Genomic DNA, 25,808 nt, shown 5'->3' with positions numbered 1-25,808 from the left:
ACCTCTAATCTTTCGCAACAAACGGCATCATTTTCCGTAACTCGCTGCCGACTTTTTCAATTTGATGGTTGCCGTTTTCTTCACGCATTTTATAGAATTCAGGGAAGCCATTTTGATTGTCTTCAATGAATCCTTTCGCGAATTGACCATTTTGGATATCTGTCAATACGGCTTTCATGTTTTCTTTGGCTTGTGCGGTGATCACCCGAGCACCGGAAACGTAGTCGCCATACTCTGCCGTATTCGAGATCGAATGGCGCATTTTTTTGAATCCTCCTTCATAAATCAAGTCAACGATCAGTTTCAATTCATGACAAACTTCAAAATACGCCAATTCCGGTTGGTACCCGGCTTCTACCAATGTTTCAAAGCCGGCTTCGATCATGCTGGTCAAACCGCCACAAAGTACGGCTTGTTCCCCGAAAAGATCGGTCTCGGTCTCTTCTTTAAAGGTCGTTTCCAAAACGCCGACCCGTGTGGCACCAATGCCTTTTGCATAAGATAAAGCTGTCGCTTGTGCGTTGCCAGTCGCATCTTGATAGACTGCAAACAAGGCTGGCACCGCGAACCCTTCGGTAAAGGTTCGACGCACCAAGTGGCCCGGTCCTTTAGGCGCAACTAGGAACACATCCACCTCTTCTGGCGGCGCGATCACATCAAAATGAATATTAAAACCATGCGCAAATGCTAATGCATTTCCGGCAGAAAGATTCGGTTCGATCTCATTTTTATACAACGATCCTTGGATCTCATCGGGTGCCAAGATCATGACTACGTCCGCTTTTTGAGTAGCTTCGGCTACTGGAAAGACTTCAAATCCGTCGTTTCTTGCAGCTTCTGCTGACTTTCCTTCACGAATGCCGATAAAGACTTCATGACCTGTGTCCCGTAAATTTTGCGCATGAGCGTGCCCTTGAGAGCCGTAGCCGACGATCGCAATCTTCTTGTCTCCTAGATTATCTGTAACTTCCTCGTTGTAATATACTTTTACCATACTTGTTTCCTCCGAATTCTTTCTTTATTTTAAGCAATTCAAAATTGCACTTACCCTCTTGTAAAGCCAGTGACACCCGTTCGTGCCAACTGTTTGATTCCGTAGGGACGCAAAACTTCGATGCATGCTTCTACCTTTTTCGTATCGCCGGCAACTTGCACAACGATCGTTTTCAGTGCGACATCGACAATGTGCGCTCGAAACGGATCAATCACTGCTTGGATCTCCGAGCGGCTAGTGGTTGGTGCATTGACTTTGATCAGCACCAGCTCTCGTTCGATATGAGGAACTTCTGTAATATCAGAAACCTTCAAGACATCTATTTGTTTGTTTAAATGCTTGGTCACTTGTTCTGTTTCTGCCAAATCGTTCACGTTGACAATGATCGTCATTCGTGAAAACTCTGGCCGTTCCGTTGTGCCGACAGAAATACTCTCGATATTGACCTGTCGGCGGTTTAAGACACTCGTGATGCGGCTCAAAACACCTGCTTCATTATGGACGATTGCTGCTAATACCCGTTTCATCCCCTTAGACCCCCATCATTTCATGATTGGCTTTCCCCGGTGGGATCATCGGCAACACATGCTCTGAGGGCGAGACCATTACTTCGATCAGTTGCGGCCCCGTATGTGCAAAAGCTTCCGCTAGCATAGCAGAAAGCTGAGTGGGTTCATCGATCCGACAGCCTTCGATGCCATAAGCTTGTGCTAGTTTAACAAAATCAGGTTGCTGTGCAAAAACAGAGGCAGAGCGTCGTTTGCCATGAAATGTTTCTTGCCATTGGCGGACCATTCCTAACGAACGATTATTCAACAAAACAAATTTGACATTCAAGCCATACTCATTCAAAATAGCAAATTCCTGGTTTGTCATTTGGAACCCGCCATCGCCAACAAACACCACGACCATTTTTTCTGGATGAGCAAATTGGACGCCAATTCCCGCAGGGATACCATAGCCCATCGTGCCTAGTCCGCCACTGGTGATCAACTGCTTAGGAAAGCGAAACGGATAATACTGCGCGACCCACATTTGATGCTGCCCAACATCGGTGATGACGTAAGCCTCTCCTTTGGTCAAACGCCCTACTTCTTCGATGACTTTTTGCGGTTTGATTTCTTGTGCTTGAGTGCGATCATAGCGATAAGGTTTTTCCGTCTTCCGTTTTTGGCATAGATCCGACCAGGCAGACCACGTTCCTCTAGTTGGCGGATACCGTAGCATCTGTTGCAAAGCAGCCTTGGCATCGCCGACGATTGGGATCTTTGTCTCTACAATCTTGCCAATCTCCACCGGGTCGATGTCGATATGAGCAACGATGGCCTGCTTGCCGAACTGACTGCCGGCAGTCGCTAAGCGATCATCGAAGCGAGAGCCGATATTGATAATCAAATCGGCTTCTGATAAAGCCATGTTCGCCGCATACGTTCCATGCATACCGCCCATGCCCAAGAAAAATTGATGATCATTTGGCAGTAAGCCTAAGCCGAGCAACGTTGTGACTGTCGGCAACTTGTACTTGGCAATAAATGCATTTAATTCAGCCGCAGCTTCAGCCGCGATCACGCCTGCACCAGCCAGTACCACTGGTCGCTGTGCTTTTTCTAAAACGTGCATCAATTTTTCAATTTGCAGACGGGAAGGCTCTGCATTCGGTTGATAACTTTTCCTTGTGATCGGCAATGAGCAGGTTTCAGCGGTTTCTTGCAATGTAATATCTTTCGGAAGGTCGATCACAACAGGTCCCTTACGCCCAGTTGAAGCGATGTGAAAGGCTTCAGCGATCACTTTCGGTAAGTCATCCACACAACGGACTTGGTAATTGTGTTTCGTGATCGGCAACGTGATACCTAGAATATCCGCTTCTTGAAAAGCATCTTTGCCAATTCCTGGTACGGCCACTTGCCCCGTGATAACCACCAACGGTACGGAATCGCTCATAGCATCGGCAATGCCCGTGACGACATTTGTAGCACCTGGTCCGCTAGTCACTAAAACGACCCCAACATGGCCAGTAGCTTTGGCATAGCCTTCAGCGGCGTGGATCGCGCCTTGCTCGTGACGCGTCAAAATATTCGGAATCGCTGCATCATATAATTGGTCATATAACGGTAAGACGGCGCCACCCGGGTAGCCAAAGATCATTTCGACGCCTTGCTCTTGCAAGCTGTCCACTAACACTTGCGCGCCAGTCCTTAGATGCGATGCTTGATAGTCGATGTTTTCCATTGCTACTCCTCCTCATCAGGTACTCGCATAATCCCGCCCGTATTCGCAGAGGTCACTAAAGCGGTATAACGTGCAAGCCATCCTTTTTTTACTTTTGAACGAAACTTCGGTCGTTCTTGCGCACGCTTGGCAAGCTCTTCTTCTGAAACTTGCAGATTTAGCGTTCGATTTGGCAAATCAATAATGATCTCATCGCCATCGTTGACTAGTCCTAATGGACCACCGGCTGCAGCTTCCGGAGAAATATGTCCAACTGCGATCCCCCGCGTCGCTCCTGAAAAGCGGCCGTCTGTAATCAAGGCGACATCTTTGCCTAACCCACGACCAACGATGCTTGAGGTAGGCGCCAACATTTCTGGCATACCTGGTCCTCCTTTTGGTCCCTCATAGCGGATCACTACAACATGTCCTTTTTGTACGGTATGATTGTCGATGGCAGCAACTGCTTCATCATGAGAATCAAAACAGATCGCTTTCCCTTTGAATACTTGTACACTTGGATCGACCCCGCCAACTTTGATGACACTGCCTTCTGGGGCGATGTTTCCGTACAAGATCGATAGACCGCCAACTGGACTATACGGGTTTTCTTTCGGATGGATAACTTCTTCGTTGTGGATCTTCGCTTCAGCGACATTTTCTCGCAACGTCTTACCGGTAACAGTCGGTCGATCGGGATGAATCGCTCCCTCGATATCACATAGCTCCCGAATGATCGCTGAAACGCCGCCAGCTTCATGAACATCGTGCATCGAATAGGCTGATGATGGCGCGATTTTTGAGAGATAAGGCACTCTTTTAGCGATTTCATTGACCCGTCTTAAGTCATAATCGATCTCAGCTTCATTGGCGATCGCTAATGTATGCAGCACTGTGTTGGTGGAACCCCCCATCGCCATGTCTAAAGCGAAGGCATCATCAATAGCTTCTTTGGTCACGATGTCTCGAGGTTTCACTTGTTTTTCAACAAGATCCATCAACTTAAAGGCGGCTTGTCTAACTAGTTCTCGTCGTTCTTCAGACACGGCAAGAATCGTACCATTGCCTGGCATTGCCAATCCTAAGATCTCTAAGAGACAGTTCATTGAATTGGCAGTAAACATCCCTGCACAGGAACCGCAAGTCGGACAGGCATTTTGTTCCATAAACTCAAAATCTTCTTTTGTCATATTACCCGTCTTGTACGTCCCAACGGCTTCAAACATGGAAGATAAGGTTATTTGATGTCCCCGAGGATCAATGCCGGCTTTCATAGGACCGCCGGAACAAAAAATTCCTGGTACGTTGGTCCGCATGGCTGCTAAGATCATGCCAGGAGTGATCTTGTCACAATTTGGGATATAAAATACGCCGTCAAACCAGTGGGCATTGATGACGGTTTCTGCAGAATCAGCGATCAATTCTCGGCTAGGTAGCGAATATCGCATACCGATATGTCCCATAGCAATGCCATCATCTACGCCGATTGTATTGAACTCGAAAGGGATGCCGCCAGCTTCACGAATCGCTTCTTTTGCGATATCTGCTAACTCCCGTAAATGCACATGCCCAGGCACGATATCGATATAGGAATTACATATCGCAATAAATGGCTTGTTCATATCATGGATATTTTTAACTTGTCCTGTGGCATAGAGCAGACTCCTAGCTGGCGCTGCATCGATCCCTTTTTTAATTTGATCACTTCTCACACTCATCATCTCCTGCATTTTGGAATAAAAAAAAGCATCCCGGTTATAAAAAACTGGGATGCTTTGCCAGAATCCCATTTTACTTACGCAAATAGGACTCAAACAAACGGATAATTTTTGCTTCCGTGTTCTAAGTCCTGGTATCAATAATAATGACTAATAAATATTGATTAAAATTGCGCATAGAAAATGGCTCCTTCATTAGAAATAGTAACGTTCTTGTAATTGTTTACCAATATACCCTTTGCAAAATCACTTGTCAACGAATTTTCTGAATTTTTTTTCAATAATGACAATTCTAAGGAACCCTTTCTCACATCAGATGTCATTTAATCACTTGCTTGTTTTGATAAAAATGACTTTTAAATCACCTTTATTCTTGCTTGAGAATTAAAGTGTGCCAGCAACCCATGTTTTTTTAAGATCAAAAGAAAAACAAAAAATAATTTTGAATTTTCTGACAATAACAACCGATTCTTTTCCCATTCGTTCCGCCTGCATGGTGGCAGTCCCTAGTTAGACAAAAGAAAAAACCCTTGATTACTCAAGGGTTTCTACAAGACTCAATTATTTCACTGCGTCTTTAAGAGCTTTACCTGGTTTGAATGCAGGTACTTTGCTAGCAGGGATCTTGATTTCTTCACCAGTTTGTGGGTTGCGTCCTTTGCGTTCTGCACGAGAACGAACTTCAAAGTTACCAAAGCCGATCAATTGAACTTTTTCACCGTTAGCTAAAGCGTCTTGAATTGTTGAGAATACAGCGTCTACTGCTGCAGTTGCGTCTTTCTTAGTTAAGTCAGTAGCTGCTGCAACTTTTTCGATTAATTCTGCTTTATTTGCCATGGATGGTTTCACCTCCTGATATTTTTTTTGATGTCATGCATCAACAAAAATCTTGAGTGGTCCAAGGTTTTTGTCAAATATTGATTACCATCAATATTCTGATATAACGTTATCATAAGAACCTTGTAATATCAAGGATTTTAACGTTTTTAGGGGGTTTTTTTTTGGTTTTTTCCCATTTTTCTAGAAAAGGACAGATTTCTTTGTAAAAAGAAACAAAGTATGATAAAATCTCTATTTTCTTCTGCGTGGAATGATCCGAATCGGCGTTCCTTCAAAAGTGAATGCCTTGCGGATTTGATTTTCTAAGAAACGCGCATAAGAGAAATGCATCAGTTCTTCTTCGTTGACAAAAATAACAAAAGTTGGCGGTTTGACAGCCACTTGCGTCGCATAAAAAATCTTCAAACGTTTGCCTTTGTCTGTTGGTGTTGGGTTGATCGCCACCGCATCCATAATGACGTCATTCAACAACGCAGATGGAATACGCATGTTTTGATTCATGCTGACTTCTTCGATCAACTGCGGCAACTTATTCAAGCGCTGTTTCGTCACTGCGGAAACGAAAATGATTGGTGCATAATCCAAATATTGGAATTCATCTCTGATTTCTTCTTCAAAATCACGCATCGTATTCGTTTCTTTTTTCAATGTATCCCATTTATTGACAACGATAATGATTCCACGGCCTGCTTCATGGGCATAGCCAGCGATCCGTTTGTCTTGCTCGCGAATTCCTTCTTCGGCGTTCAAGACCATCAAGACGACGTCTGAGCGTTCAATGGCCCGCATTGCTCGCATGACACTGTATTTTTCAGTAGATTCGTAGACCTTCCCTTTTTTACGCATGCCGGCGGTATCGATCATGGTAAATTCTTGACCGCTTTCGCTGGTAAAATGGGTATCGATCGCATCACGAGTCGTTCCTTCGATATCTGAAACAATTACTCGCTCTTCTCCAAGAATCGCATTGATCAAAGAGGATTTCCCGACGTTTGGTCGACCGATCAAACTAAACTTGATGATGGAATCGTCTTCTTCTTCCGCTTCATTGGTAAAGTGTTTGACTGCTTCATCTAGGACATCACCGATCCCTAATCCATGACTTCCTGAGATTGGGTATGGATCGCCCAGACCTAAACCATAAAATTCATAGATATCGTTGCGCATCTCGGGATTATCAACTTTGTTGACCGCTAAAATCACGGGTTTGTTGCTTTTGTATAACAAACGAGCCACAAGCTCGTCAGCATCTGTTACTCCTTCACGAGCACTCGTAATAAAAACAATGACATCTGCTTCATCGATGGCGATTTCTGCTTGATGCTTGATTTGATCCATAAACGGCTCATCACTTAAATCGATCCCACCAGTATCGATTACGCTAAACTCACGGCCTAGCCATTCACCAGTGGCATAAATACGATCTCTGGTCACTCCTGGAGTATCCTCAACGATCGAAATTCGTTCTCCAGCTATCCGGTTGAAAATGGTCGATTTCCCCACATTCGGACGTCCAACGATCGCTATTGTTGGATTTGACATTTTTTACCCTCCATTTAAAAAAGCAGTCCTTGTACGCTGCTTCTTGTATTCAATCTTACTTAGTTTACCTAAAGCCATGGAAAGTTGCAAGCTTTCTCGGCAAACAAAAAATCAGCTTATAACAAATTCAAACATCGAATCGTTATAAGCTGATGGCATACAATTACTCTTCGTCGCTGTCTTTTAAGGCATTGCCTAAGATATCACCCATGGTAAACCCAGTTGATTCTTCTGGCAATTGATAATCATCCTCTGAAACTTCTTGTGTTTCATTGGTGTTTTCGGCTTTTTCTAATGCTTTAATACTTAATGCGATTCGGTGTTCTGAAGGGTTCACTTCGAGCACTTTCACTTGCACTTCATCGCCTTCTTGTAAGACTTCATGTGGTGTCGCAATGTGTTTATGGGAGATTTGTGAAATATGGATCAGCCCTTCAACACCTGGGAAGACTTCCACAAACGCACCGAAGCTTGTCAAACGTTTAACAGTCCCAGTTAAGACACTGCCAACAGCCGCTTGTTCTTCAATATTGGTCCAAGGTCCAGGCAATGTGTCTTTGATTGAAAGAGACACACGTTCTTTGTATGCATCAACAGATAAGATACGGACGTTGACGGTATCTCCAACAGACAAAACGTCACTCGGTTTGCCAACATGCCCATGTGAAATTTCAGAGACATGGACAAGTCCATCGATGCCGCCTAGGTCCACGAAGGCACCAAAGTCAGTCAAACGAGCTACTTTCCCTTCTACTTCTTGTCCATCATATAAATCAGCTAGTAAAGCTTCTTTTTGTTTTGCTTTTTCTGCTTCAACAACAGCTTTATGAGAAAGGATCAAGCGGTTTTCAGAAGGTTCGATCTCAACGATTTTAAAGGTCAATGTTTTCCCTTTGTAATCTTCAAAATCCGCAACAAAATGATCTTCGACCATTGATGCTGGAACAAACCCACGAACCCCTACGTCAACCACTAATCCGCCTTTAACGACGTTGGTGACTGGTGCTTCGATGATTTTTCCTTCTTGGAAATCTTTTTCGATATCTTCCCAAACTTTTTTCGCATCTAAGCGACGTTTAGAAAGGAGATAGCTGCCATTTTCTTTGTCTTTCCCAATTGCTGAAATCACAACTAATTCTAAGACATCCCCTACCTTGACTGCTTCGTTGATGTCTTCAACAGGTAAAGTCGATAATTCTTTTGCAGGAACAACGCCTTCGACACCGGCGCCTTCGATCCCTACGATCGCTTGTTTATCCTCAATGGCCAATACCTCGCCTTTAACGATATCTCCAACTTTTACTTCTTGGAAATTGTCTAAAGCGGCTTCCATTGATTCATTTCCACTCTCAACCTGATTATTTTCAAATTCTGTCATCTCTCATGTCCTCCTAACCAACAATTCTGCAATAATTGCACTACATCTTTTAGTTTAAAATAGAATGAAAAAAAAATAAAGCGATTTCTCTTATTTTCCTAAAAAACTACGGTTTTTTCGTTGAAAAAGTCTTTTCACGTCTGTTTTCTTGCTTGCTTTCATCTTTTTCGTAGGAAAAATAAAAAAACAATGGGGAACACCCATTGTTTTCGCTAGTCGATCTTTTCTTGGATCGTTTTTTTGATCGCTTCTACGACTTGCTCGATTGTTAAACCGGAGGTGTCAATTCGAACGGCATCTGTTGCTTGTTTCAAAGGGGAGACTTCCCGATGAGAATCCAAGTAATCTCTTTGCTGAATCTCTTCTTTTAAAGTTTCATAATCGGTACCGATCCCTTTTTGCTGATTTTCTTTGAAACGGCGCTGCGCCCGTTCTTCCACACTTGCTACCAGAAAAATCTTGACTTCTGCTTGTGGTAAAACCGCCGTACCAATATCGCGGCCATCCATCACGACACCGCCATCTTTAGCGATCATCTGCTGTTGTTGGACTAGTTTTTCGCGGATCGCAGGGTATGCCGATACCTTCGAAACTGCGTTGGTTACTTCTGGCTGACGGATCGCTTCTGTGACTTGCTCTCCTCCTGCAAAGACCTCTTGACCGTGTTCAGTCGGTTCAAAAGTGATGGGGTATTGATCGATCAAAGCAGCGATCGCCGCTTCATCCTCTAATGAACAGCCGCTTTTTAAGGCCAAATACGTGATGCTGCGGTACATGGCCCCGGTATCTGTATAAATAAACCCTAAATCATTGGCGATGATTTTTGCCACGGTACTTTTCCCAGATGACGCCGGACCATCAATAGCGATGTTGATTTTTTTCATTTTTCTTACTCCTCGTTTCCCAACGATGTGTATTCCTTCATCGTTTCTGCTTATCGTTCACCTTGGCTTCTTCCTACCAAGAAAAAAAACCGCCAAAGCGGTTTTTTATTTAATTCGTAATGTGTCGCCAGGGTATAGCATGTAGTTGTTTGGATCAATCCCATTTAATTGATATAGAGTTTCAACTGAGATGCCTGTACGGGCTGCCACTTGTTCAGGACCTTCACCTGCTTGCACCGTCGTGTATTCCTCGGTACCAGTCGCTCCTTGCCCTTGATTATTTTGCGTAGTGTCTTGCCCTGCATTGTTTTCTTGTTGAGCCGGCTCACTACTACTTGATGGCGTCGTTGAAGCTGGTGCAGAACTGCTACTGCTTGATGAAGAACTTGATTCACTTGTTGACGAACTCGTTTCACTTGTCGATTCAGCAGTTGATGATTCCGTTGTTGATGACTCGGTTGTCGAAGATTCTGTCGTACTTTCTACTGTACTGCTTGAACTTGCTGCGGTCGGGGCATCACTGTTATGATTCAATACCCAAATACCGGCACCAACCGGAATTGCCACGATCAAGAAAAGCAAAACTAAAACGATCGTCAAAAAGAGTGAATTCCCACGCTTTTGTTTTCTTTGTTGGGATCTTGATGCAGAATCATCGTATTCTGTATCATAGATTGGTTGTTCCCACGGTTCTTGATTTTCTGAATTGTAGTCATTGTCTTTCTTGCTCACTCGTATTCCCTCCTAGTTTCCTTCCGATGTATTATACCATAGGTAAATAAAAACTGTCCTGCAAAATACGATTCAATTTATATCTTTAAAAATTTTTATTAAACGTTCTTGCCAATGAAGGATGACTTTTTTTTCTAAAAGCTCTTCTTCCACTGCCAATTCGATCCCGTCATTGTCGCAACAATAAGGATTTGCTGATGCTTCTTCCCCAAAGTGCGCCAATAAAAACTGGCGACGACAGCCGGTAAAATGAATATAAGCCAACATTTTTTGTAATTGTTCTTGCTTTTGCTGTTCGTTTTGTTTTAGCGTTTCCAGCCAAAACGCAGCCCCCAACTCCTTCATCTTCTTCTGCCATTTTTCTTGCAGCGGTGTCAAAGGTCCTTTCATCTTTTTCTGATCCATTCGTTCTAAAGCACGGCGTTCTTCTTTGTTTTCTCGCTGAAAGAAGTAGTGAATCTGCTCATCGTGTTCCTGATAAAGCAAGATCGCACTGCTTTGTTTGCCATCGCGGCCTGCTCGACCAATTTCCTGACTGTAGTTTTCCAGCGAATCAGGCAAGTCATAATGGATCACAAAACGAATATCTTCTTTATTGATCCCCATCCCAAACGCATTGGTTGCGACGAGCAATTTAAGTTTATTCTGAGAAAACTGCTGCTGCAACGTTTTTCTTTGATCGTTCGCTAGACCACCATGATAATAGCCTACCGAATAGCGCTGACGCAGTTTGTTATAGACTTCTTCGACTTTGCTTCTTGTGGAACAATAGATGATCCCAGCCCCGCCTAAGCGGCTGAGATAGTCTGCTAATGCCGCATCTTTGTCTGACGTTTTCTCTACGAACAAGCCGATATTGCTGCGGTTCATCGAATAACGGTAGACATTGGCGTTCTTTGCTAACAACACTTGCCGAATATCTGCTTCGACTTGCGCCGTGGCAGTAGCCGTCAATGCTAATGTGACGGGTGCCTTCAACCGTTTTTTTACTTCACCAAGCTGCAAGTACTCTGGTCGAAAATCAATGCCCCATTGGGAAACACAATGAGCTTCATCCACCACGAGCATAGCGATCTTAGCTCGTTCGAGTTGTTGCAAAATGGCTTCTTGCACGATCATTTCTGGACTTAAAAACAAAAATTTGTACTGCGATAAATGCTGCATCACATAGTGACGATCGGCAAGGTCCAGTTGACTATTAAACGCAATCGCGCGTTTTTCCCCTTGCTTTTGTAGGCCATAGACTTGATCTTCCATTAAAGAAACAAGCGGTGAGATAATGATTACGATGCCATCTATGAGGTACCCTGGCAGCTGATAACAGAGACTTTTGCCATTCCCGGTAGGCAAAATCGCCAACGTATCTTGCTGCGCTAAAACACTTTCGATGACTTCTTTTTGTCCTTGACGAAATGTTTTGAAGCCAAAGTACTGATTCAGTGCGTTTTCTAACATCGAATCCCCCGTTTCTGAGCAATCTGTAACAAACGGATCGTCAAAAAATCAGTCGTAAGAAGCTCCTGTAATTCTTGATAGCTGTTTTTCCAAGAAGTTTCTGGCAGCTTATTCAGCAATGATGTATCAAAGCGCTGATACGGAAATGTCGGATCAAGCAGTGCCCACTCAATCAAATGATCATTAACGGTTCCTCGTTTGATCCTTCTTTTTTCCATGATCTGCTCAACAGAAGCTCCTTGCAAGAACAATGCACGACTTTCCAGCATACTTTGATTCAGATTCCTATTTAGAAAAGGCGACAATCCTTGAAACAGAACCATCTGAGACTCTTTTTCAACCAGGGCTAAAAATTGATGGATCGCAGCTCCTACATAAAGATTGTCCCAAGGCTTACCTTGTACAGATTCTGGCAAAAGTTGGAAAAACGCCTGCCCCAGAAGATCAGGACCAGATAAGGTACCCGCTAAAAAATCTGCGACTTCTGCGGGAAGTTGGGCAAAAACTGCCGAAAGTTCTCGATGAGTGATCTTTTTGATTTCAGGGTATTGATGGATCAGTCGACGCACAGGTTCTGTATATAAAGGCGTGTTCTCAACAGGAATATACTGATTCGTCACCTCTTGATATGCAGCTGCTTGAACCAGCAGTCGGACAAAACGCCACGCCTCCTCCGTCGTTCGTCCATACCGAAAATAATCCGTATGATGCAACAACATTTCTCTTGACTGTTCATAATTTGCAGCGGTCCTTTTGAGCAGCAGACCATCTGAATCTCGACTTAGCATCCCTTGTTGGATCAAGTCAGCGATCGTCTGTTGATACTCCCTCTCATTCAACTGTGGCAACGCTTGAAAAAGACCTAATCGATCATAAAAAAAGGCATAACTCAAGACAGAGCTAGTGCGCTTACCAATGAGAATTTGATAAAGTGTCGATGGACGCAACTTGTCAGTATCAGAAAACAGCGCTAAAATAAAAGAATCCATATCTTCCTCCCAGAAAGGACTAAAAAATGTCACAACGCTGTAAAATTGTTCCTGAGCGCTGCATTGCTTGTGGACTATGTGCGATCTATGCTCCCGAGATCTTCGATTATGATGAAGATGGGATCGTTTTATTTGCCCAAGAACCGAGTGCACGGCAACAGTTTATCATAGAAGAACAACAAGAAAAAGTCAAAACTGCTTATCGCAAATGCCCCACCAGAGCGATCCTTATAGAAAAATAAAAAAGTCGACCTGCCATTAACAGACCTTTCGTCTGCCACAGCAAGTCGGCTCATTTTTTATTTTCCTATAGCAGAATGATGGGGCTGCTTACGAGCCAACCATGGGAGCAGTTTGGCATGTAGTGCTAAAAAGACGGCACTGACGATCGCTCCTTTAACCAAATTGAAGGGTAAAATCCCGATCGCCACATATTGCGGCAAAGACATCCCTAAAAATTGATCGGCTGTGACCCCGAAAAAGCGTAGATAAAGCGGTGTGATCACAAATAGGTTCGCCACACTCATAAAAATCGTTACCGACAAGATACCGCTGATGACACCAACCATTTTGTTTTTGGTGTGGATACCTTTGCGGAAAAAGTAGTACATTGGCAAAGTAAAGGCACATGATGCTAAAAAGCTTGCCGTATCTCCCACCATATCAGCAGGTGAAAAACCAGATAAGAACAAATGCAGGACCGAACGAATGAAGGCAGTCACTACCCCACTCCAAGGACCAAATAAAAACATCATGATCATCACGGGAATATCACTAAAATCGATCTTTAAAAAGCTGAATGCCGGAAAAATTGGAAAAGCGATAAATTGCAAAATTGTTCCCATAGCAGCACACATGGCGATCGTCACCATTTTTCTTGTTTTGTTGTTCATCAGTATAAATCCTCCTAAGTTCAGGATTCCTCTTCAAACGAACCTATTAAATTTCCTCGGCTTTCTTGTCGGCGCCAGACAAAAAATGCCCTCTTTTTTCCACAGGGAAAAAAGAGGGCATTCGAAATAGCCATAAGCAAATCAAATACGCTCTATCTTCTTTATCCAGACTGTACTGTCGGTATCGGAATTTCACCGATTCAGCTATTTCCGAAGAAATAGGTCGTGGACTATAACCACCGGTCGGGAATTGCACCCTGCCCCTGAAGACGAACCTTTATTCTATTTATTACATGTTCTATTATACACAAAATCTAAAAATTAACAATAGTTACGTTTTCAGATACTTTTCAACTATTTTGCACTGTTTTTCAGCTGGCTGACTTCTTTCTTCGACAACTCTCGGTATTCCCCTGGACGAAGACCTTTTAAATCTAACGGACCATAGTTTTCCCGTTTTAGTTTTTGCACAGGCAAACCAACTGCTTTTAGCATGTTTTTGACTTGATGATTGCGACCTTCGTGGATCGTCAATTGCACAATACTAGATTGTGCCGTTTGGTCTGTCGATAAGATTTCAAAGCGAGCAGGCGCGGTCTTACGCCCTTCGATCCGAATTCCTTTTGTCAATGGGAGCAGTTGCTTTTTATCCGCAATGCCTTTGACCTTGGCAACATACACTTTTTCGACTTCGTGTTTTGGATGCATCAGTGTCTGTGACAATTCCCCATCATTTGTCAGTAGCAGCAAACCGGAGGTATCATAGTCCAAGCGGCCGACTGGATACACCCGTTCAGGGACTTCAGCAAAATAATCCAAAACGACTTTGCGTTTTTTATCATCTGTTACAGCTGAGATCACGCCACGAGGTTTATAGAACAGATAATAGACATGTTGTTCTTGTTCGATCGGAACGCCGTCCACTTCAACGACATCTTTTGAACCGACTTGGACCCCTAATTCTTTGATTACTTGTCCATTGACTCGCACACGGCCTTCGGTTATCAGTCCTTCAGCTTTTCTTCTTGAGGTGATGCCGGCATGGGCAATCACTTTTTGCAAACGTTCCATCTTCATTCTCCTTCTGTTTCTGCTTGTTTGTAGCGGTCGTAAAAAAGATCAAACGGTGTATCTTCTTCAAGTTCATCTTCCATTGATTGGATGTCAGGCAATTCAGCCAAACTTTTTAAGCCAAAATAATCCATAAAGTATTCCGTCGTACCGTATAGGATCGCTCGTCCTGGTCCGTCCACGCGTCCCTTTTCTTCAATCAGCCGCTTTGCCACCAGTTTTTGGACCGAACCGCTGGATTGAACGCCGCGAATCTCTTCTACTTCCATCCGAGTGATCGGTTGCTTATAAGCAATGATCGACAAAGTTTCCAAAGCGGCTTGCGACAATGAACTCCCCATCGGTGATTCGGCGTATTTCTTCAATAAAGGGGCAAATTGCTTTTTAGTGGTTAAAATAAAATGATTGCCAACTTCTAGAATATGCAACGCGGTATGTTCATTTTCTTCATATTGCTGATTTAGTTCCTGCAAATGCTGATAGACACTGGCAGTATTACTTTTGACTAAATAACTCAGTTCTTCAAGTCCGATCCCCTCATCACCGACGACGAATAAGATCGCTTCTAATTCACTATATTTACTCATCTTCTTTACCTGTTGGATAGAGCAGAATCGACGCATAATTGTCTGATTGCTCTACTCGAATCGTTCCTTTTTTCATTAATTCTAACAGTGCCATAAAGGTTACCACAACTTCTGTTTTATTGTAAGAAGTAAAAAACGAATCAAAGCTGCGGCCTTTTTTAGCACTCACATGTTGCATCTCCAACTGAATCGCCGCCATCTTTTCATCGATGGTGCTTTCATCAGGAGAAATCTTGGTTTCTAGTACTTGGCGATTTTTCTTTTTCTCGATCATTTTTTGAAAAGCCAAAAAGAGATCGATCGTGTTGAATTGATTGGCTCTTAATTGATCTTCTTCCTCTTTGTATTCATCGACATCCATCGGATCTTTCGTGTAATACAAACTGCGCTCTTCCGCTTTTTCTGAAAGCTGTTCGGCTGCGTACTTAAATTTTCGGTATTCTAGCAGTTGTGCCACCAGCATATCCCGCGGATCTTCTTCGTACTCTTCGACTTCAGCAATCAACTCTTGTTTAGGCAACAACATCTGGCTTTTGATCGCCATCAAAGTCGCCGCCATGACTAAATACTCTCCAGCGACTTCTAATTCTAAAATTTTCATGGCATGGATGTACTGCATGTATTGTTCGGTGATGGTAGCAACTGGAATATCATAAACATCGATCTCCAGTTTTTTGATCAAATGAAGCAGCAAATCCAACGGTCCTTCAAAGACAGCTAATTTTATTTTGATTTCTTCCATTCCATCCTCGATTTCTAGGCGCGCGGAAAGTGCTGCTTGTACACTTCCGTCATCCGTTTCTTCGTTATATGCGTGTAAATCTGAGTGGTCGAGATGTCTGCGTGCCCTAGCAACTCTTGAACCGTTCGTAGATCTGCCCCGTTTTCTAATAGATGGGTCGCAAAACTATGGCGCAGCGTATGGGGAGTCACATTCTTGGTGATCCCAGCTTGTCGAACCAAGGCTTTTAAATTTTTCCAGATCCCTTGACGAGACAGTTGCGTACCATGGTTGTTTACAAACAGATGGCTTTCATCCGGCGTTTTTCTCGTCAAATACGGACGCGCATCGCTGAGATAGGTTTCGATCCATTGAATCGCTAAGTCCCCTAATGGAACGATCCGTTCTTTGTCGCCTTTTCCGGTTGTTTGCAACAATCCCATACTTAAATGCAGATCGTTTAATTTTAACCCGATCAACTCACTGACGCGCAAGCCCGTCGCATACATCACTTCCAAAATCGCTCGGTCACGGATGCCCAAAACTGCTCGCGTATCCGGTGTTTCGATCAACCGCTCCACTTCTTGTAAACTCAAGGTATCAGGCAGCTTCTGCTGTTTTTTTGGTGAATCAATATGCTGCATTGGATCATGATCGGTAAACCGTTCTTGACGCAAAAATTGATGGAACCTTCGCAAACTGGAAACCATCCGAATCACGGTTGCCGAGGATTTTCCCGCTTCTTGCAGACTTTGCAAAAAAGACAAAACGATCACTCGGTCGATCTGCTGCCACTGAGTGACTTGTTTTTTTTGTAAAAACGCAAGATACTGTTGCAGATCTCGCTGGTAGCTGGCACGGGTATTTTGGGATAGCCCGCGCTCAATGGTCAAATAATGAAGATAATCAATGATTTGTTCGTTCATGGGCTTCCTCTACTTTCAGCTTTTTTATCATATCAAATTCTGGCTCGTTAAGATAGTAGCTTGCCAATAAAAAAGAGGCATCTACCCGTATCTTTTGCCCAAGGAAACACCCGAATCATAGCAGATTTTTCGGTTTCTTTCAAATCGGAAAAAAGAGCACTCTTCCTATTGGAAACCATCTGACTATCATTCGGGTGATAACAAACGTTTATTTAAGATCGCCAAAGTACAATCACTCGGCTTTGCTTTGGCACTTTTGACAGACACCATGAAAGGTCAACCGATGATCCTTTACTAAAAAATGGTACTTTTGTTCAACGATCTCTTCGACACTGCCCAGCAGATCCTCTTCGACTTCTTCAATATTGCCGCATTCCAAACACAACAAGTGATGATGAAAGTGTTTGGCACCTTCTTTACGTAGATCATAGCGAGCGACACCGTCATTAAAGCTGACTTTATCGACAATTTTCAGATCCGTTAAGATCTCCAATGTTCGATAGACGGTTGCCAAGCCAATCTCAGAATTTTTTTTTCGCACAAAAAAGAAAATCTCTTCTGCGGATAAATGGTCTTTCTCATTTTCTAATAAGACCAACAACGTCGCTTCTCGCTGAGGAGTTAATTTAAACCCCGACTCGTGCAATTGTTTCTTGGTCTTTTTTAACGCTGCTGTTGTGTTCATAGTTGCCTCCGTATGCCGTTAATTTATAACGATTCTAATCTGAGTGAAAATCACTCAAGACAAACATTGTAATCATTATAAATTAGAACGATAAAAGAAACAAGTATTCTCAATTAGGTTTTTTGATAAGAATCGTAAAGCCGTCTTTTTGCTCAATCAAACGCTGTTTCATCAAGGTTCCTAATGCCCGTTTAAATTGGCCTTTACTAATACCAAATGTTTGCAAAATCTCTTCTGGGGCTGATTTGTCCGTGAAAGGAATTTTGTTCTCAGGCGCTCGTTCTAAAAAGGTTAGAACCATGGCGGCATCATTTGAGATCGCCTCGTGGGCTCTTGGTTTCAATGAAAGGTTCAAGACACCATCTGGACGAATCCCAATCACTCGCCCTTTGACCACTTCCCCAAGGCGCGGCTCTTGATACCGTTCTGATGGATGGACGAAGCCAATATAAAAATCATCCGTCAGCAAGTAAGTACCCGCTAACTTCAAACGGTACACGCTACCTGTAACATCTTGATTCTTCATTTGCTCCGTACCATTTTTGCTCAATGCCTTAAAAATTTTCTCATCTGCTAATGAAGCCCAAATACGCTCTTTGTCATCGACCCGCAAGCTGACCATCAAACGGTCGCCTTTTTTGGGCCAAAGTTCCCGCATTGTTGGCAATTCATCTAATGAAACCACCATATCTTTGTCTTTCAAACCGATATCGACGAAAACGCCTAAGTCGCGACGGCTTCCTGTGACTGTACCAAAGGCATAATGCCCTTTGCGGCTTTTCGGAATATTCGTAGTGAGCACATTTTCTTGCTTTTGATTTTGATAGCCAAACCCTTCGACGGCTTCACCTAAATGATGTTCGCCTTCTTCCTTGGCTAGTCGGAAGGTAACCCCGCCTTTTTGAACAAAATAATTCTGTTCGTTTTCATCAATGATCAATCCGCTGAATACGGATGCTAATAAGTCTTTCATCTATTCTCTCCTTTTTCTTTAAAACTGCTCGTTCCTATAAAAAGAAACGCAACAGCGCCATAGCAATAACGCCTGTGATAACGATTTTCATCAAATCTTTGGTATAATACCCCACCAATAATGCCGGGATACAGGCAATGGTTTCTTTAACTTTCAAAATGGGGAATTGGCCTTCTCGAAAGATCAGCAAATTTTGCACCAACAATGCCGCCAAAATACACAACGGTAAGTAACTCAAAAAGATGGTGAAAGGTTCCGGAAATATGAGCTTTTTCGAAAATAAAAAAGGAACGATCCGCGGAAGCCAAGTAACCAATCCACATACTAGCATCAGTATAACAAAATTAGTCATGGTGTGTCACCGTCCCAACCAAACATCCTGCCAGTGTCGCCGCAATTACCGCAATCTCTGCGGTCGAAAAACGCATAAATAAAATCAAGGTCCCCACAACTGTCCCTAGTATCAAGAGCGTTTGCTGGGTTTTCTTCTTAAGCGGTCGCTCTACTTGAAATAAAAAAAGACCAACAAACATAGCTACTAAGGCAAAATCTAAGCCTAACGCTTCTGGATCTGGAATAAATGAACCCAATAAACCACCCAAAAACGTCGCAAAAATCCAACTCAAATAAGCCATTACGTTCAACCCGTGGGTCCATTTTGCTGTGACTGGTTTGTCTTGTTGCAGTGCCGTCGTCAAAACGCCATAGGATTCATCAGTCAAAAGTGTCCCGATACCAATGGCAGAAAGCAACGGTGTCTTTTTAAAATAGGAAGCTACTGACAAACTCATTAAAAAGTGTCGTAAATTCACTAAAAAAACTGTTGCGACGATTGTCATGAAAGGTGCTTGAATCGCTAGTAAGGCGCAAATGATAAATTGAGCACTGCCAGCATAGACAATAATAGACATTAAAATAATTTCTAGAATAGACAACCCAACGCCTTTTCCCACAACCCCCATTGCAAAACCAATGCCCAGGTACCCAAGAATCGTTGGTACACAAGCAATGACCCCGTCTTCAAACCGATCATATCTCTCAATTTTCTGCACAAAAACCCCTCCTTGTTTGAACGATTATCTCTCATCATATCGAAAACAAGGAGGGGAAACAAGTATTTTTCACATGTGCATGTAATAACTCTGAAAATTTTCTAGTGACTCAGGAGACTTAGCGAATGGTGTGATCGTTCCCATTGCCTCTGAAATAGCCAGTTTTGGCGTTTACCGTAAATAAGTATAGCGGGAACGCTGAATCATCCGTTCCTTTAAGCAAGCTGCCTTGGGCATTTGTCGCATAAAAATTGTAATAGCCTTCACCATTGACGATTCGTACACGTTCAAAAGTATAGCCGCCTTCTACCACATAACCGCGAGCAATCGCTGTGGCGATGATTTTTTCTTGGACACCATCTGCCCACACCCAGGCGCTATTGTTTACATCATTCAAATCACTTTGGCGGGCTGGAATAATTGGCTGATTGTTGGTATTTGTTGGTGTATTCGGCGAAAGCACATACTCTTCTTCAGAAGTACTTTGCGCGGGCGTCGCAGCGCTTGTAGATCCGCTGCTCGAAGCGGAAGCGTTGTTCTCGGAAGCCGCCGCTTGTGCTGCTTCTTGGGCAGCTTGTTGTTGCGCCGCTGCTTGTTGGGTAGCTGTTTCACGCTTCGTCAAGGCAGTATCGACTTTACGTAGTTCCGTCGTAAGACTTTCAACCAGTGAATCGATTGGCAAAGCTTGGATTTTTTTCATCAAGGCATTGTAGTTCTCACGAGTGACACTCGCCGGTGCTTCACCGTCACCACTTAAAGCCACCATGCTCTTCACTGCATTTTGAACTTCCTCGATCGCGCTGAACTCTTTTTGTCCCATGTCGATGGCTTGATTGATCAACTCATCAAAGGCATCCCCGTTCTCACGCTTCGCCATTGTGACAGCAGCAGCTTCTTTCAACGAGACTTCTTCCAACTGATCCTCCACAACTGCAGGACTGCTGAAATAGCTATTGATCTCTGTCAAAGCTGCTAATTTGTCAGCAATTGTCTCTGCTTCTTGTGACAAGATATCGTATCGTTCGTGGTCTTGAAAATCTGCCAACTGATTCGTCACAGCCGTCAGCTGTTCTGCTGTTTTGTCGCTTTTAATGAACACTCGCTCATCATTTGTATAAAAATCATTCAACTCATTTTCGATCTGATCTAATGTACGGTTCTCTTGCGCCAGTTGCGTTTGTCGGGCAGTTTCTTGTTGCTGCTGTTGATAGTAATAAGCCCAACCACCACCCGCTGCCACTAACAAACAAGCCGCTGTAATATAGAGTGCTTTGCGAGGGCTCTTATTGCTTTCACTGGAAGAAGACGTTTCTTCTTCAGCAGTCGCCTTTTGTGGCGTTTCATCCGCTGCGGTGATTGGTTCAGGAATTGGATCGATGACTGGTTCTGGCTGCTTCTCAACTTCTTCAATAACTGGCTCCGTCACCACTTCCTCCTCGCTTGACGGCAGAGGTTCCTCGCTGGCTTGCATCTGACTTTCCTCTTCAGCAGAGGAAAGATCAATGGCGGTTTCTTCTGCTTCTAGAGCAGCTGCTGCCTTTGCTTCTTCATCAAGTTTGTGCTGTCGGATATAAGCGGCCAAAATCTCAGAGTCATGCTGTTCATCCGTACTCAGTGCATCGGTCTCATTAACTTCTTCACTGGCTGAAATTGTGTGTTCTTCTGTAGACTCAGAGTTTTCCACTGTTTTTGGTTCTTGTTTAGACTCTGATTCAAGTGTTGTTTTTTTCTCATCAGAAAAAGCCTCTTGCTGTGCAAGGTCGATCGTTTCTTCATTCGAGGATGGCCGATCACCTAAGTGCTCCTCCATTTTTCCAATCGGAACATTTTTAAAGTCAGACCAGCGAATATCATCGTTTTTGTTTTGTAGCTCTTCTGGCGTAACGGAAGAGTCAGATGATAGTTCCTGTTCATTCTCCTTTGCTTGGTTCCATTGAAACCCGCAATTGGGACAAACGGGTGTTTCTTCTATTGCTTGAAATCCACATTCAGGACATGTCTTCTTCATTGATTCAAACTGACTCCTTTTGTTTTTTGCATTTCCTTCTATGAAGCAGTACCCTACCAGATCAAACGCTTGACGCGCTCACTGCTTCCTATTTCAAAGACCGACAAATAATGGGTCTTTTTTCGCATTTCTTTTTTATTACTCAATTGTGCAGATGCACAAAATTAAATTTATCACATTCTAGGCAATTAGCCAACACTTGCTTGGTTACGTTTTTATTAAGTTCTTTACTTATCCTATGGAGAGATGACAAAACCTGAACAAAAAAGACTTTCCAAAGGGAGCCTTTGGAAAGTCAATAAACCTTAATTATTCTAAGAAATCTTTCAATTGTTTTGAACGAGATGGGTGGCGTAGTTTCCGTAACGCTTTTGCTTCAATTTGACGAATCCGTTCTCTGGTTACCCCAAAGACTTTGCCGACTTCTTCTAAGGTCCGAGTACGGCCATCATCGATTCCGAAACGCAAGCGTAGCACATTTTCTTCACGGTCAGTTAACGTATCCAATACATCTTCTAATTGCTCTTTCAAAAGCTCATAAGCCGCATGCTCTGCCGGACTTGTAGCATCTTGGTCCTCAATAAAATCACCTAGATGAGAATCATCTTCTTCACCGATTGGTGTTTCTAATGAAACGGGCTCTTGAGCGATCTTCAAGATTTCACGAACTTTTTCCGTTGGCAAATCCATTTCTGCGCCGATTTCTTCTGGTGTCGGTTCGCGTCCTAAGTCTTGCAATAATTGCCGTTGGATACGAATCAATTTGTTGATGGTTTCCACCATATGCACTGGGATCCGAATGGTTCGAGCTTGGTCAGCGATGGCACGAGTGATCGCTTGACGGATCCACCAGGTCGCATAGGTCGAGAATTTAAACCCTTTGCGATAATCAAATTTCTCAACGGCTTTCATCAAGCCCATGTTTCCTTCTTGGATCAAATCAAGAAATTGCATTCCCCGACCCACATAACGTTTGGCGATGCTGACTACCAAACGTAAGTTGGCTTCTGCCAAACGCTGTTTCGCTTCTTGGTCGCCTTCTTCGATTTTCAGAGCGAGAGCCACTTCTTCTTCTGCGGTCAAAAGCGGTACCCGACCGATCTCTTTCAAGTACATCCGCACAGGGTCATTGATTTTCACACCAGTCGGTGCAGACAAATCTTCTTGAGGTTGGGTTTCTTGTCGTTTTTCATTACTCTTTAAACTATGGACTGAAGGCTCTCCATTTTCATCCACGACACTGATGCCGGAATCCTCCAGTTTTTGAATTAGTTTGTCCATTGCATCAGCATCCAAAGTATAAGGCGTTGCTAAACGATTGGTAATGTCATCGTAAACAACTTGCCCCTTTGTTTTGTTTTCTCGGATGTATTCGGCAACTGCTTTGTCATACGTTTTTTTTGTTTCTTCTGCCATGAAAGAAAGCCCCTTTCAGTTCGCTATTTAGCTTGTTTCAACCGTTTGGTCAAATCAATGATTTCGATTGCAAGTTCAAGTTCTAATTGCTGGTTTCCTATTTGTCTTGCTTCTTGCTGCTGGATTCGTTTTTGATTGATTTCTTCAGCAATGCCCGACTTTTGAAAGACCTGCAGAATGTCCTGAAATTCTTGTTCAGACCCTTCCTCAGAAGCTTTAAGATCTGCAATATCGATCACCATTTTTTTCATTGAATCTTCTTTTAAAAAATCTAAGAACTTTGCTAAAACAAAGTGTTCTTCTGTTTCCATATACGCATCAAACAGCAGATACAGTTGTTGATAACGATCATGGATAAAGGATATACCACTCGCTCGAAAGCGATGGTTTAACGTACTGTCATGAAATAAACGGTACAATAATAATTCTTGCGCTTTTTCCACCTGTGTTTTGGGCTGCTGCCGTGTAGGCGGCGTAAAGACCACAGGGGTGTCTGTTGGCGGCGGTGGCGCTACATCTTGCATCGTCCGTTGCTCTTGCCGGTTTTGCTTGAGCTGCTGCTGCAAGGTCTCACGACTCAAATTGAACTCTGTAGACAACTGAGTCAAATAGCGGTCTTGCTCCAACAAAGAATCCACACGCTGCAATTCATTTAAAACAACTTGGACATAGTCCAGTTGCTCCTTCTCATTGGCTAAATTGCGATTCATCCGATGATAATCCATCTTGAAGGCAAAAACGGTTTCTTTGCCGTGGACAGCTAGTTTATAAAAAGCTTCTGTCCCATATTTGCGCAAATACTCATCTGGGTCCATCCGTTCCGGCACTCGCACCACAGATAATTTCAAACGACTATTGTTTTGCAGAAGCTCTATCCCGCGGTTTGTCGCTTCAACCCCTGCACTATCTCCATCGTAACAAAGAATCACTTCTTGTGCCACTCGCTCGATATGGGCGATCTGCTGATTGGTCAAGCTGGTCCCCATTGAGGCGATCCCATTTTCGATTCCTGCCTGCCAAGCGGCGATCACGTCCATAAATCCTTCAAATAAATACACTTGGCCATCTTTGCGCATCGCACGGCGTGCTTTGTCAAAGTTGAACAGAACCTCGCGCTTGTTGAAAAGGATCGTTTCTGGACTATTTAAATATTTCGGCTGGTCTTGATCACCAACTTTTTCGCTTGCTAGCCAACGACCAGAAAAACCAATTGTTTTTCCTTGAGGATTACGGATCGGAAACATGATTCGTTGGTAAAAGCGGTCTGCCAATGAGCCATCGTTTCGTTGAACAAAGAGCCCTGTATCAGGAAAAAATTCAGTTTTGGCTTGTTCATTCAAAAAGACTTTCTCCAAAAACGAGCGTTCATTCGGCGCAAAACCAATATTGAATTCTTCGATCAATGCCATCGTCAATCCGCGATCCAATAAATAATCAAGCGCTTCTTGGCCAGCAGCCGTATTCACCAACATGTGATGATAGACCTCGGCGGCTTTTTCATGCAGCGCAATCAATTGACTCGTTTGTGAGGTCGCTTCATTGATGCCTTCTGATTGCTGGTATTGCGGATCAAGAGGAATATCGTTCATTTCTGCTACTTTGACGACTGCTTCAGGAAAACTGATGCCTTCAAGCTCTTGCAAAAAACCGTAAACATTGCCCCCACGACCGCAACCAAAACAATGAAAAATTTGTTTGTCTTCTGCAACGGAAAAAGAAGGTGATTTCTCATTATGGAAGGGACACAAACCAAAATAATTCTTTCCAGATTTCTTTAACTGGACATACTGTCCCACGATATCAACAATATTGCTACGTTCGCGAATGTCGTCAATGATCGTTTGAGGAATTCGTGCCATCCACTCACCTCCATTTGGTAAGTATTCATCGTTTACTAGGTAAAAAAACGCACTAATAGGTATCAGTGCGAAGAATAATTAGACGGAATCACTCATAATGATTTTACCATATTCTATTTGTATTTCAAGCTTTTTTACTTCAGTTATTTTGTGACGATCAGGAAAAGAACCCTGCCGTAACATCGATTTTCCATCGGTTCAATTTTATTAGATCCGCATAGAACATGTTGCCGCCATTGTGATACAAATGACCGCCATTATAAAAGACCGATTGGATGCCCCAATAACGATAGGTTTGTTCTGTATCATTGCCTAATAACGGGGATAAAACCTCTCTGGAATATGTTTCTGCTAATTCTAAGGTGTTCACGCCACCCCGTTCAGCGACATAATCAATATAATCTGTACCAAAATTATAAGCCTGGACTGCGGTCCAAAGATCACAGTTCATTTGCTCTGCTTTTTCGATCAACTCGGCTAAATAAGAAACCCCTTGTTCGATGCTTTGTTCTGGCGTATCAAATTGGTTTTGTTTTCCATATACACTTTCAGAACTTTGCATCGGATCATTGCCTTGTCCTTTTGACTCCGTCAGCATGATACTCATTGCTAAAGACTGATATTCAGAGATGTCGTGGGCTTGTGTCTGCTGTGCGATTTCCGCTTCATACGCATAGACAGCTTTCAATGCCGTGTAGTTTCGATAGCCCCAAACCCCTGCTCCAATCAGCAGCACCAAGAGTGCAAGCTTCAGTACAAATCCTAGGAAACGTCGAATTTTTCTCATCAAATACATCCCATCTTTTCTAAGTCAGAATCTATCGTACTATGAAATGAACAGGCTGACTAGAATTTTTTCTCTCCTAAAAAATCC

The 25,808-nt window shown here is 43.2% G+C and carries 25 protein-coding genes and 1 riboswitch; of the genes, 1 reads left to right on the top strand and 24 read right to left on the bottom strand.

The window, feature by feature from the left end:
• Positions 1–4: 4 nt before the first annotated feature.
• From ilvC to IGI92_RS05350, 11 genes are all read right to left on the bottom strand, one after another.
• Positions 5–994, bottom strand: coding sequence for a ketol-acid reductoisomerase (ilvC, locus tag IGI92_RS05400; protein WP_008381047.1), 990 nt, complete (start codon positions 992–994; stop codon positions 5–7).
• Between the two features lie 50 nt (positions 995–1,044).
• Positions 1,045–1,521 (bottom strand): acetolactate synthase small subunit, encoded by a 477-nt coding sequence (ilvN, locus tag IGI92_RS05395; protein WP_005229349.1) that lies wholly within the window; start codon positions 1,519–1,521, stop codon positions 1,045–1,047.
• 4 nt (positions 1,522–1,525) lie between these two features.
• Positions 1,526–3,226 carry a biosynthetic-type acetolactate synthase large subunit gene (gene ilvB / locus IGI92_RS05390; protein WP_430608234.1) on the bottom strand — a complete coding sequence of 567 codons (1,701 nt, stop codon included), beginning with the start codon at positions 3,224–3,226 and terminating at the stop codon, positions 1,526–1,528.
• A gap of 2 nt (positions 3,227–3,228) precedes the next feature.
• A complete protein-coding gene (gene ilvD / locus IGI92_RS05385; RefSeq protein ID WP_008381045.1) occupies positions 3,229–4,917 on the bottom strand; it encodes a dihydroxy-acid dehydratase in 1,689 nt (562 codons plus the stop codon).
• Between the two features lie 567 nt (positions 4,918–5,484).
• Positions 5,485–5,760 carry an HU family DNA-binding protein gene (locus IGI92_RS05380; RefSeq protein ID WP_003126821.1) on the bottom strand — a complete coding sequence of 92 codons (276 nt, stop codon included), beginning with the start codon at positions 5,758–5,760 and terminating at the stop codon, positions 5,485–5,487.
• A gap of 234 nt (positions 5,761–5,994) precedes the next feature.
• Positions 5,995–7,305 (bottom strand): ribosome biogenesis GTPase Der, encoded by a 1,311-nt coding sequence (gene der, locus IGI92_RS05375; RefSeq protein ID WP_005237082.1) that lies wholly within the window; start codon positions 7,303–7,305, stop codon positions 5,995–5,997.
• 163 nt (positions 7,306–7,468) lie between these two features.
• On the bottom strand, positions 7,469–8,683 hold the full coding sequence (gene rpsA, locus IGI92_RS05370) for a 30S ribosomal protein S1 (RefSeq protein WP_430608232.1): 1,215 nt from the start codon (positions 8,681–8,683) through the stop codon (positions 7,469–7,471).
• A gap of 212 nt (positions 8,684–8,895) precedes the next feature.
• Positions 8,896–9,567 (bottom strand): (d)CMP kinase, encoded by a 672-nt coding sequence (gene cmk / locus IGI92_RS05365; RefSeq protein ID WP_005237085.1) that lies wholly within the window; start codon positions 9,565–9,567, stop codon positions 8,896–8,898.
• Positions 9,568–9,672: 105 nt separating this feature from the next.
• Complete coding sequence (locus IGI92_RS05360) at positions 9,673–10,299, bottom strand: SAG1386/EF1546 family surface-associated protein (protein WP_005237087.1); 627 nt, start codon at positions 10,297–10,299, stop codon at positions 9,673–9,675.
• 72 nt (positions 10,300–10,371) lie between these two features.
• Positions 10,372–11,754, bottom strand: coding sequence for a RecQ family ATP-dependent DNA helicase (locus tag IGI92_RS05355; protein WP_430608229.1), 1,383 nt, complete (start codon positions 11,752–11,754; stop codon positions 10,372–10,374).
• Positions 11,748–12,743: a helix-turn-helix domain-containing protein gene (locus tag IGI92_RS05350; protein WP_005237094.1), complete on the bottom strand. Its 996-nt coding sequence runs from the start codon at positions 12,741–12,743 to the stop codon at positions 11,748–11,750. Before IGI92_RS05350 ends, IGI92_RS05355 begins: the two co-directional genes overlap by 7 nt.
• 26 nt (positions 12,744–12,769) lie before the next feature.
• Between IGI92_RS05350 and IGI92_RS05345 the strand changes: the two genes are divergently transcribed.
• Complete coding sequence (locus IGI92_RS05345; protein WP_005237096.1) at positions 12,770–12,985, top strand: ferredoxin; 216 nt, start codon at positions 12,770–12,772, stop codon at positions 12,983–12,985.
• 57 nt (positions 12,986–13,042) lie between these two features.
• Here the strand turns inward: IGI92_RS05345 and IGI92_RS05340 are convergent, their stop codons facing one another.
• The 13 genes from IGI92_RS05340 to IGI92_RS05280 form a co-directional block, all read right to left on the bottom strand.
• Entirely contained in the window at positions 13,043–13,636 is a 594-nt protein-coding gene (locus IGI92_RS05340) for an ECF transporter S component (RefSeq protein ID WP_016613081.1), read from the bottom strand.
• A 150-nt stretch (positions 13,637–13,786) separates the two neighbouring features.
• A riboswitch (FMN riboswitch) is annotated at positions 13,787–13,911 on the bottom strand.
• 79 nt (positions 13,912–13,990) lie between these two features.
• Positions 13,991–14,707 carry a pseudouridine synthase gene (locus IGI92_RS05335; RefSeq protein WP_034872188.1) on the bottom strand — a complete coding sequence of 239 codons (717 nt, stop codon included), beginning with the start codon at positions 14,705–14,707 and terminating at the stop codon, positions 13,991–13,993.
• A 2-nt stretch (positions 14,708–14,709) separates the two neighbouring features.
• Positions 14,710–15,294: an SMC-Scp complex subunit ScpB gene (scpB, locus tag IGI92_RS05330; protein ID WP_016613078.1), complete on the bottom strand. Its 585-nt coding sequence runs from the start codon at positions 15,292–15,294 to the stop codon at positions 14,710–14,712.
• Positions 15,287–16,036 (bottom strand): segregation/condensation protein A, encoded by a 750-nt coding sequence (locus IGI92_RS05325; RefSeq protein WP_008381030.1) that lies wholly within the window; start codon positions 16,034–16,036, stop codon positions 15,287–15,289. Before IGI92_RS05325 ends, scpB begins: the two co-directional genes overlap by 8 nt.
• A 14-nt stretch (positions 16,037–16,050) precedes the next feature.
• Entirely contained in the window at positions 16,051–16,941 is an 891-nt protein-coding gene (gene xerD / locus IGI92_RS05320) for a site-specific tyrosine recombinase XerD (RefSeq protein WP_005237104.1), read from the bottom strand.
• A 232-nt stretch (positions 16,942–17,173) separates the two neighbouring features.
• Positions 17,174–17,626 (bottom strand): Fur family transcriptional regulator, encoded by a 453-nt coding sequence (locus tag IGI92_RS05315; RefSeq protein ID WP_005237105.1) that lies wholly within the window; start codon positions 17,624–17,626, stop codon positions 17,174–17,176.
• A 109-nt stretch (positions 17,627–17,735) separates the two neighbouring features.
• A complete protein-coding gene (locus IGI92_RS05310) occupies positions 17,736–18,599 on the bottom strand; it encodes a CvfB family protein (protein ID WP_008381026.1) in 864 nt (287 codons plus the stop codon).
• Positions 18,600–18,633: 34 nt separating this feature from the next.
• Positions 18,634–18,951: an AzlD domain-containing protein gene (locus IGI92_RS05305; RefSeq protein WP_008381024.1), complete on the bottom strand. Its 318-nt coding sequence runs from the start codon at positions 18,949–18,951 to the stop codon at positions 18,634–18,636.
• Positions 18,944–19,651 carry an AzlC family ABC transporter permease gene (locus IGI92_RS05300; protein WP_008381022.1) on the bottom strand — a complete coding sequence of 236 codons (708 nt, stop codon included), beginning with the start codon at positions 19,649–19,651 and terminating at the stop codon, positions 18,944–18,946. Before IGI92_RS05300 ends, IGI92_RS05305 begins: the two co-directional genes overlap by 8 nt.
• Positions 19,652–19,769: 118 nt before the next feature.
• Entirely contained in the window at positions 19,770–21,659 is a 1,890-nt protein-coding gene (locus tag IGI92_RS05295) for a cell division site-positioning protein MapZ family protein (RefSeq protein ID WP_430608225.1), read from the bottom strand.
• Positions 21,660–21,968: 309 nt separating this feature from the next.
• Positions 21,969–23,075: an RNA polymerase sigma factor RpoD gene (gene rpoD, locus IGI92_RS05290; protein WP_005229298.1), complete on the bottom strand. Its 1,107-nt coding sequence runs from the start codon at positions 23,073–23,075 to the stop codon at positions 21,969–21,971.
• A 23-nt stretch (positions 23,076–23,098) separates the two neighbouring features.
• On the bottom strand, positions 23,099–24,934 hold the full coding sequence (gene dnaG / locus IGI92_RS05285) for a DNA primase (protein ID WP_430608223.1): 1,836 nt from the start codon (positions 24,932–24,934) through the stop codon (positions 23,099–23,101).
• A 157-nt stretch (positions 24,935–25,091) separates the two neighbouring features.
• A complete protein-coding gene (locus IGI92_RS05280; protein ID WP_196044174.1) occupies positions 25,092–25,721 on the bottom strand; it encodes a lysozyme family protein in 630 nt (209 codons plus the stop codon).
• Between the last annotated feature and the right edge of the window lie 87 nt (positions 25,722–25,808).

The sequence above is a fragment of the Enterococcus sp. DIV2379 genome (assembly GCF_050542965.1).
Classification (GTDB): Bacteria; Bacillota; Bacilli; order Lactobacillales; family Enterococcaceae; genus Enterococcus_D; species Enterococcus_D entomosocium.
This window is presented reverse-complemented; position numbering and strand designations above follow the sequence as displayed.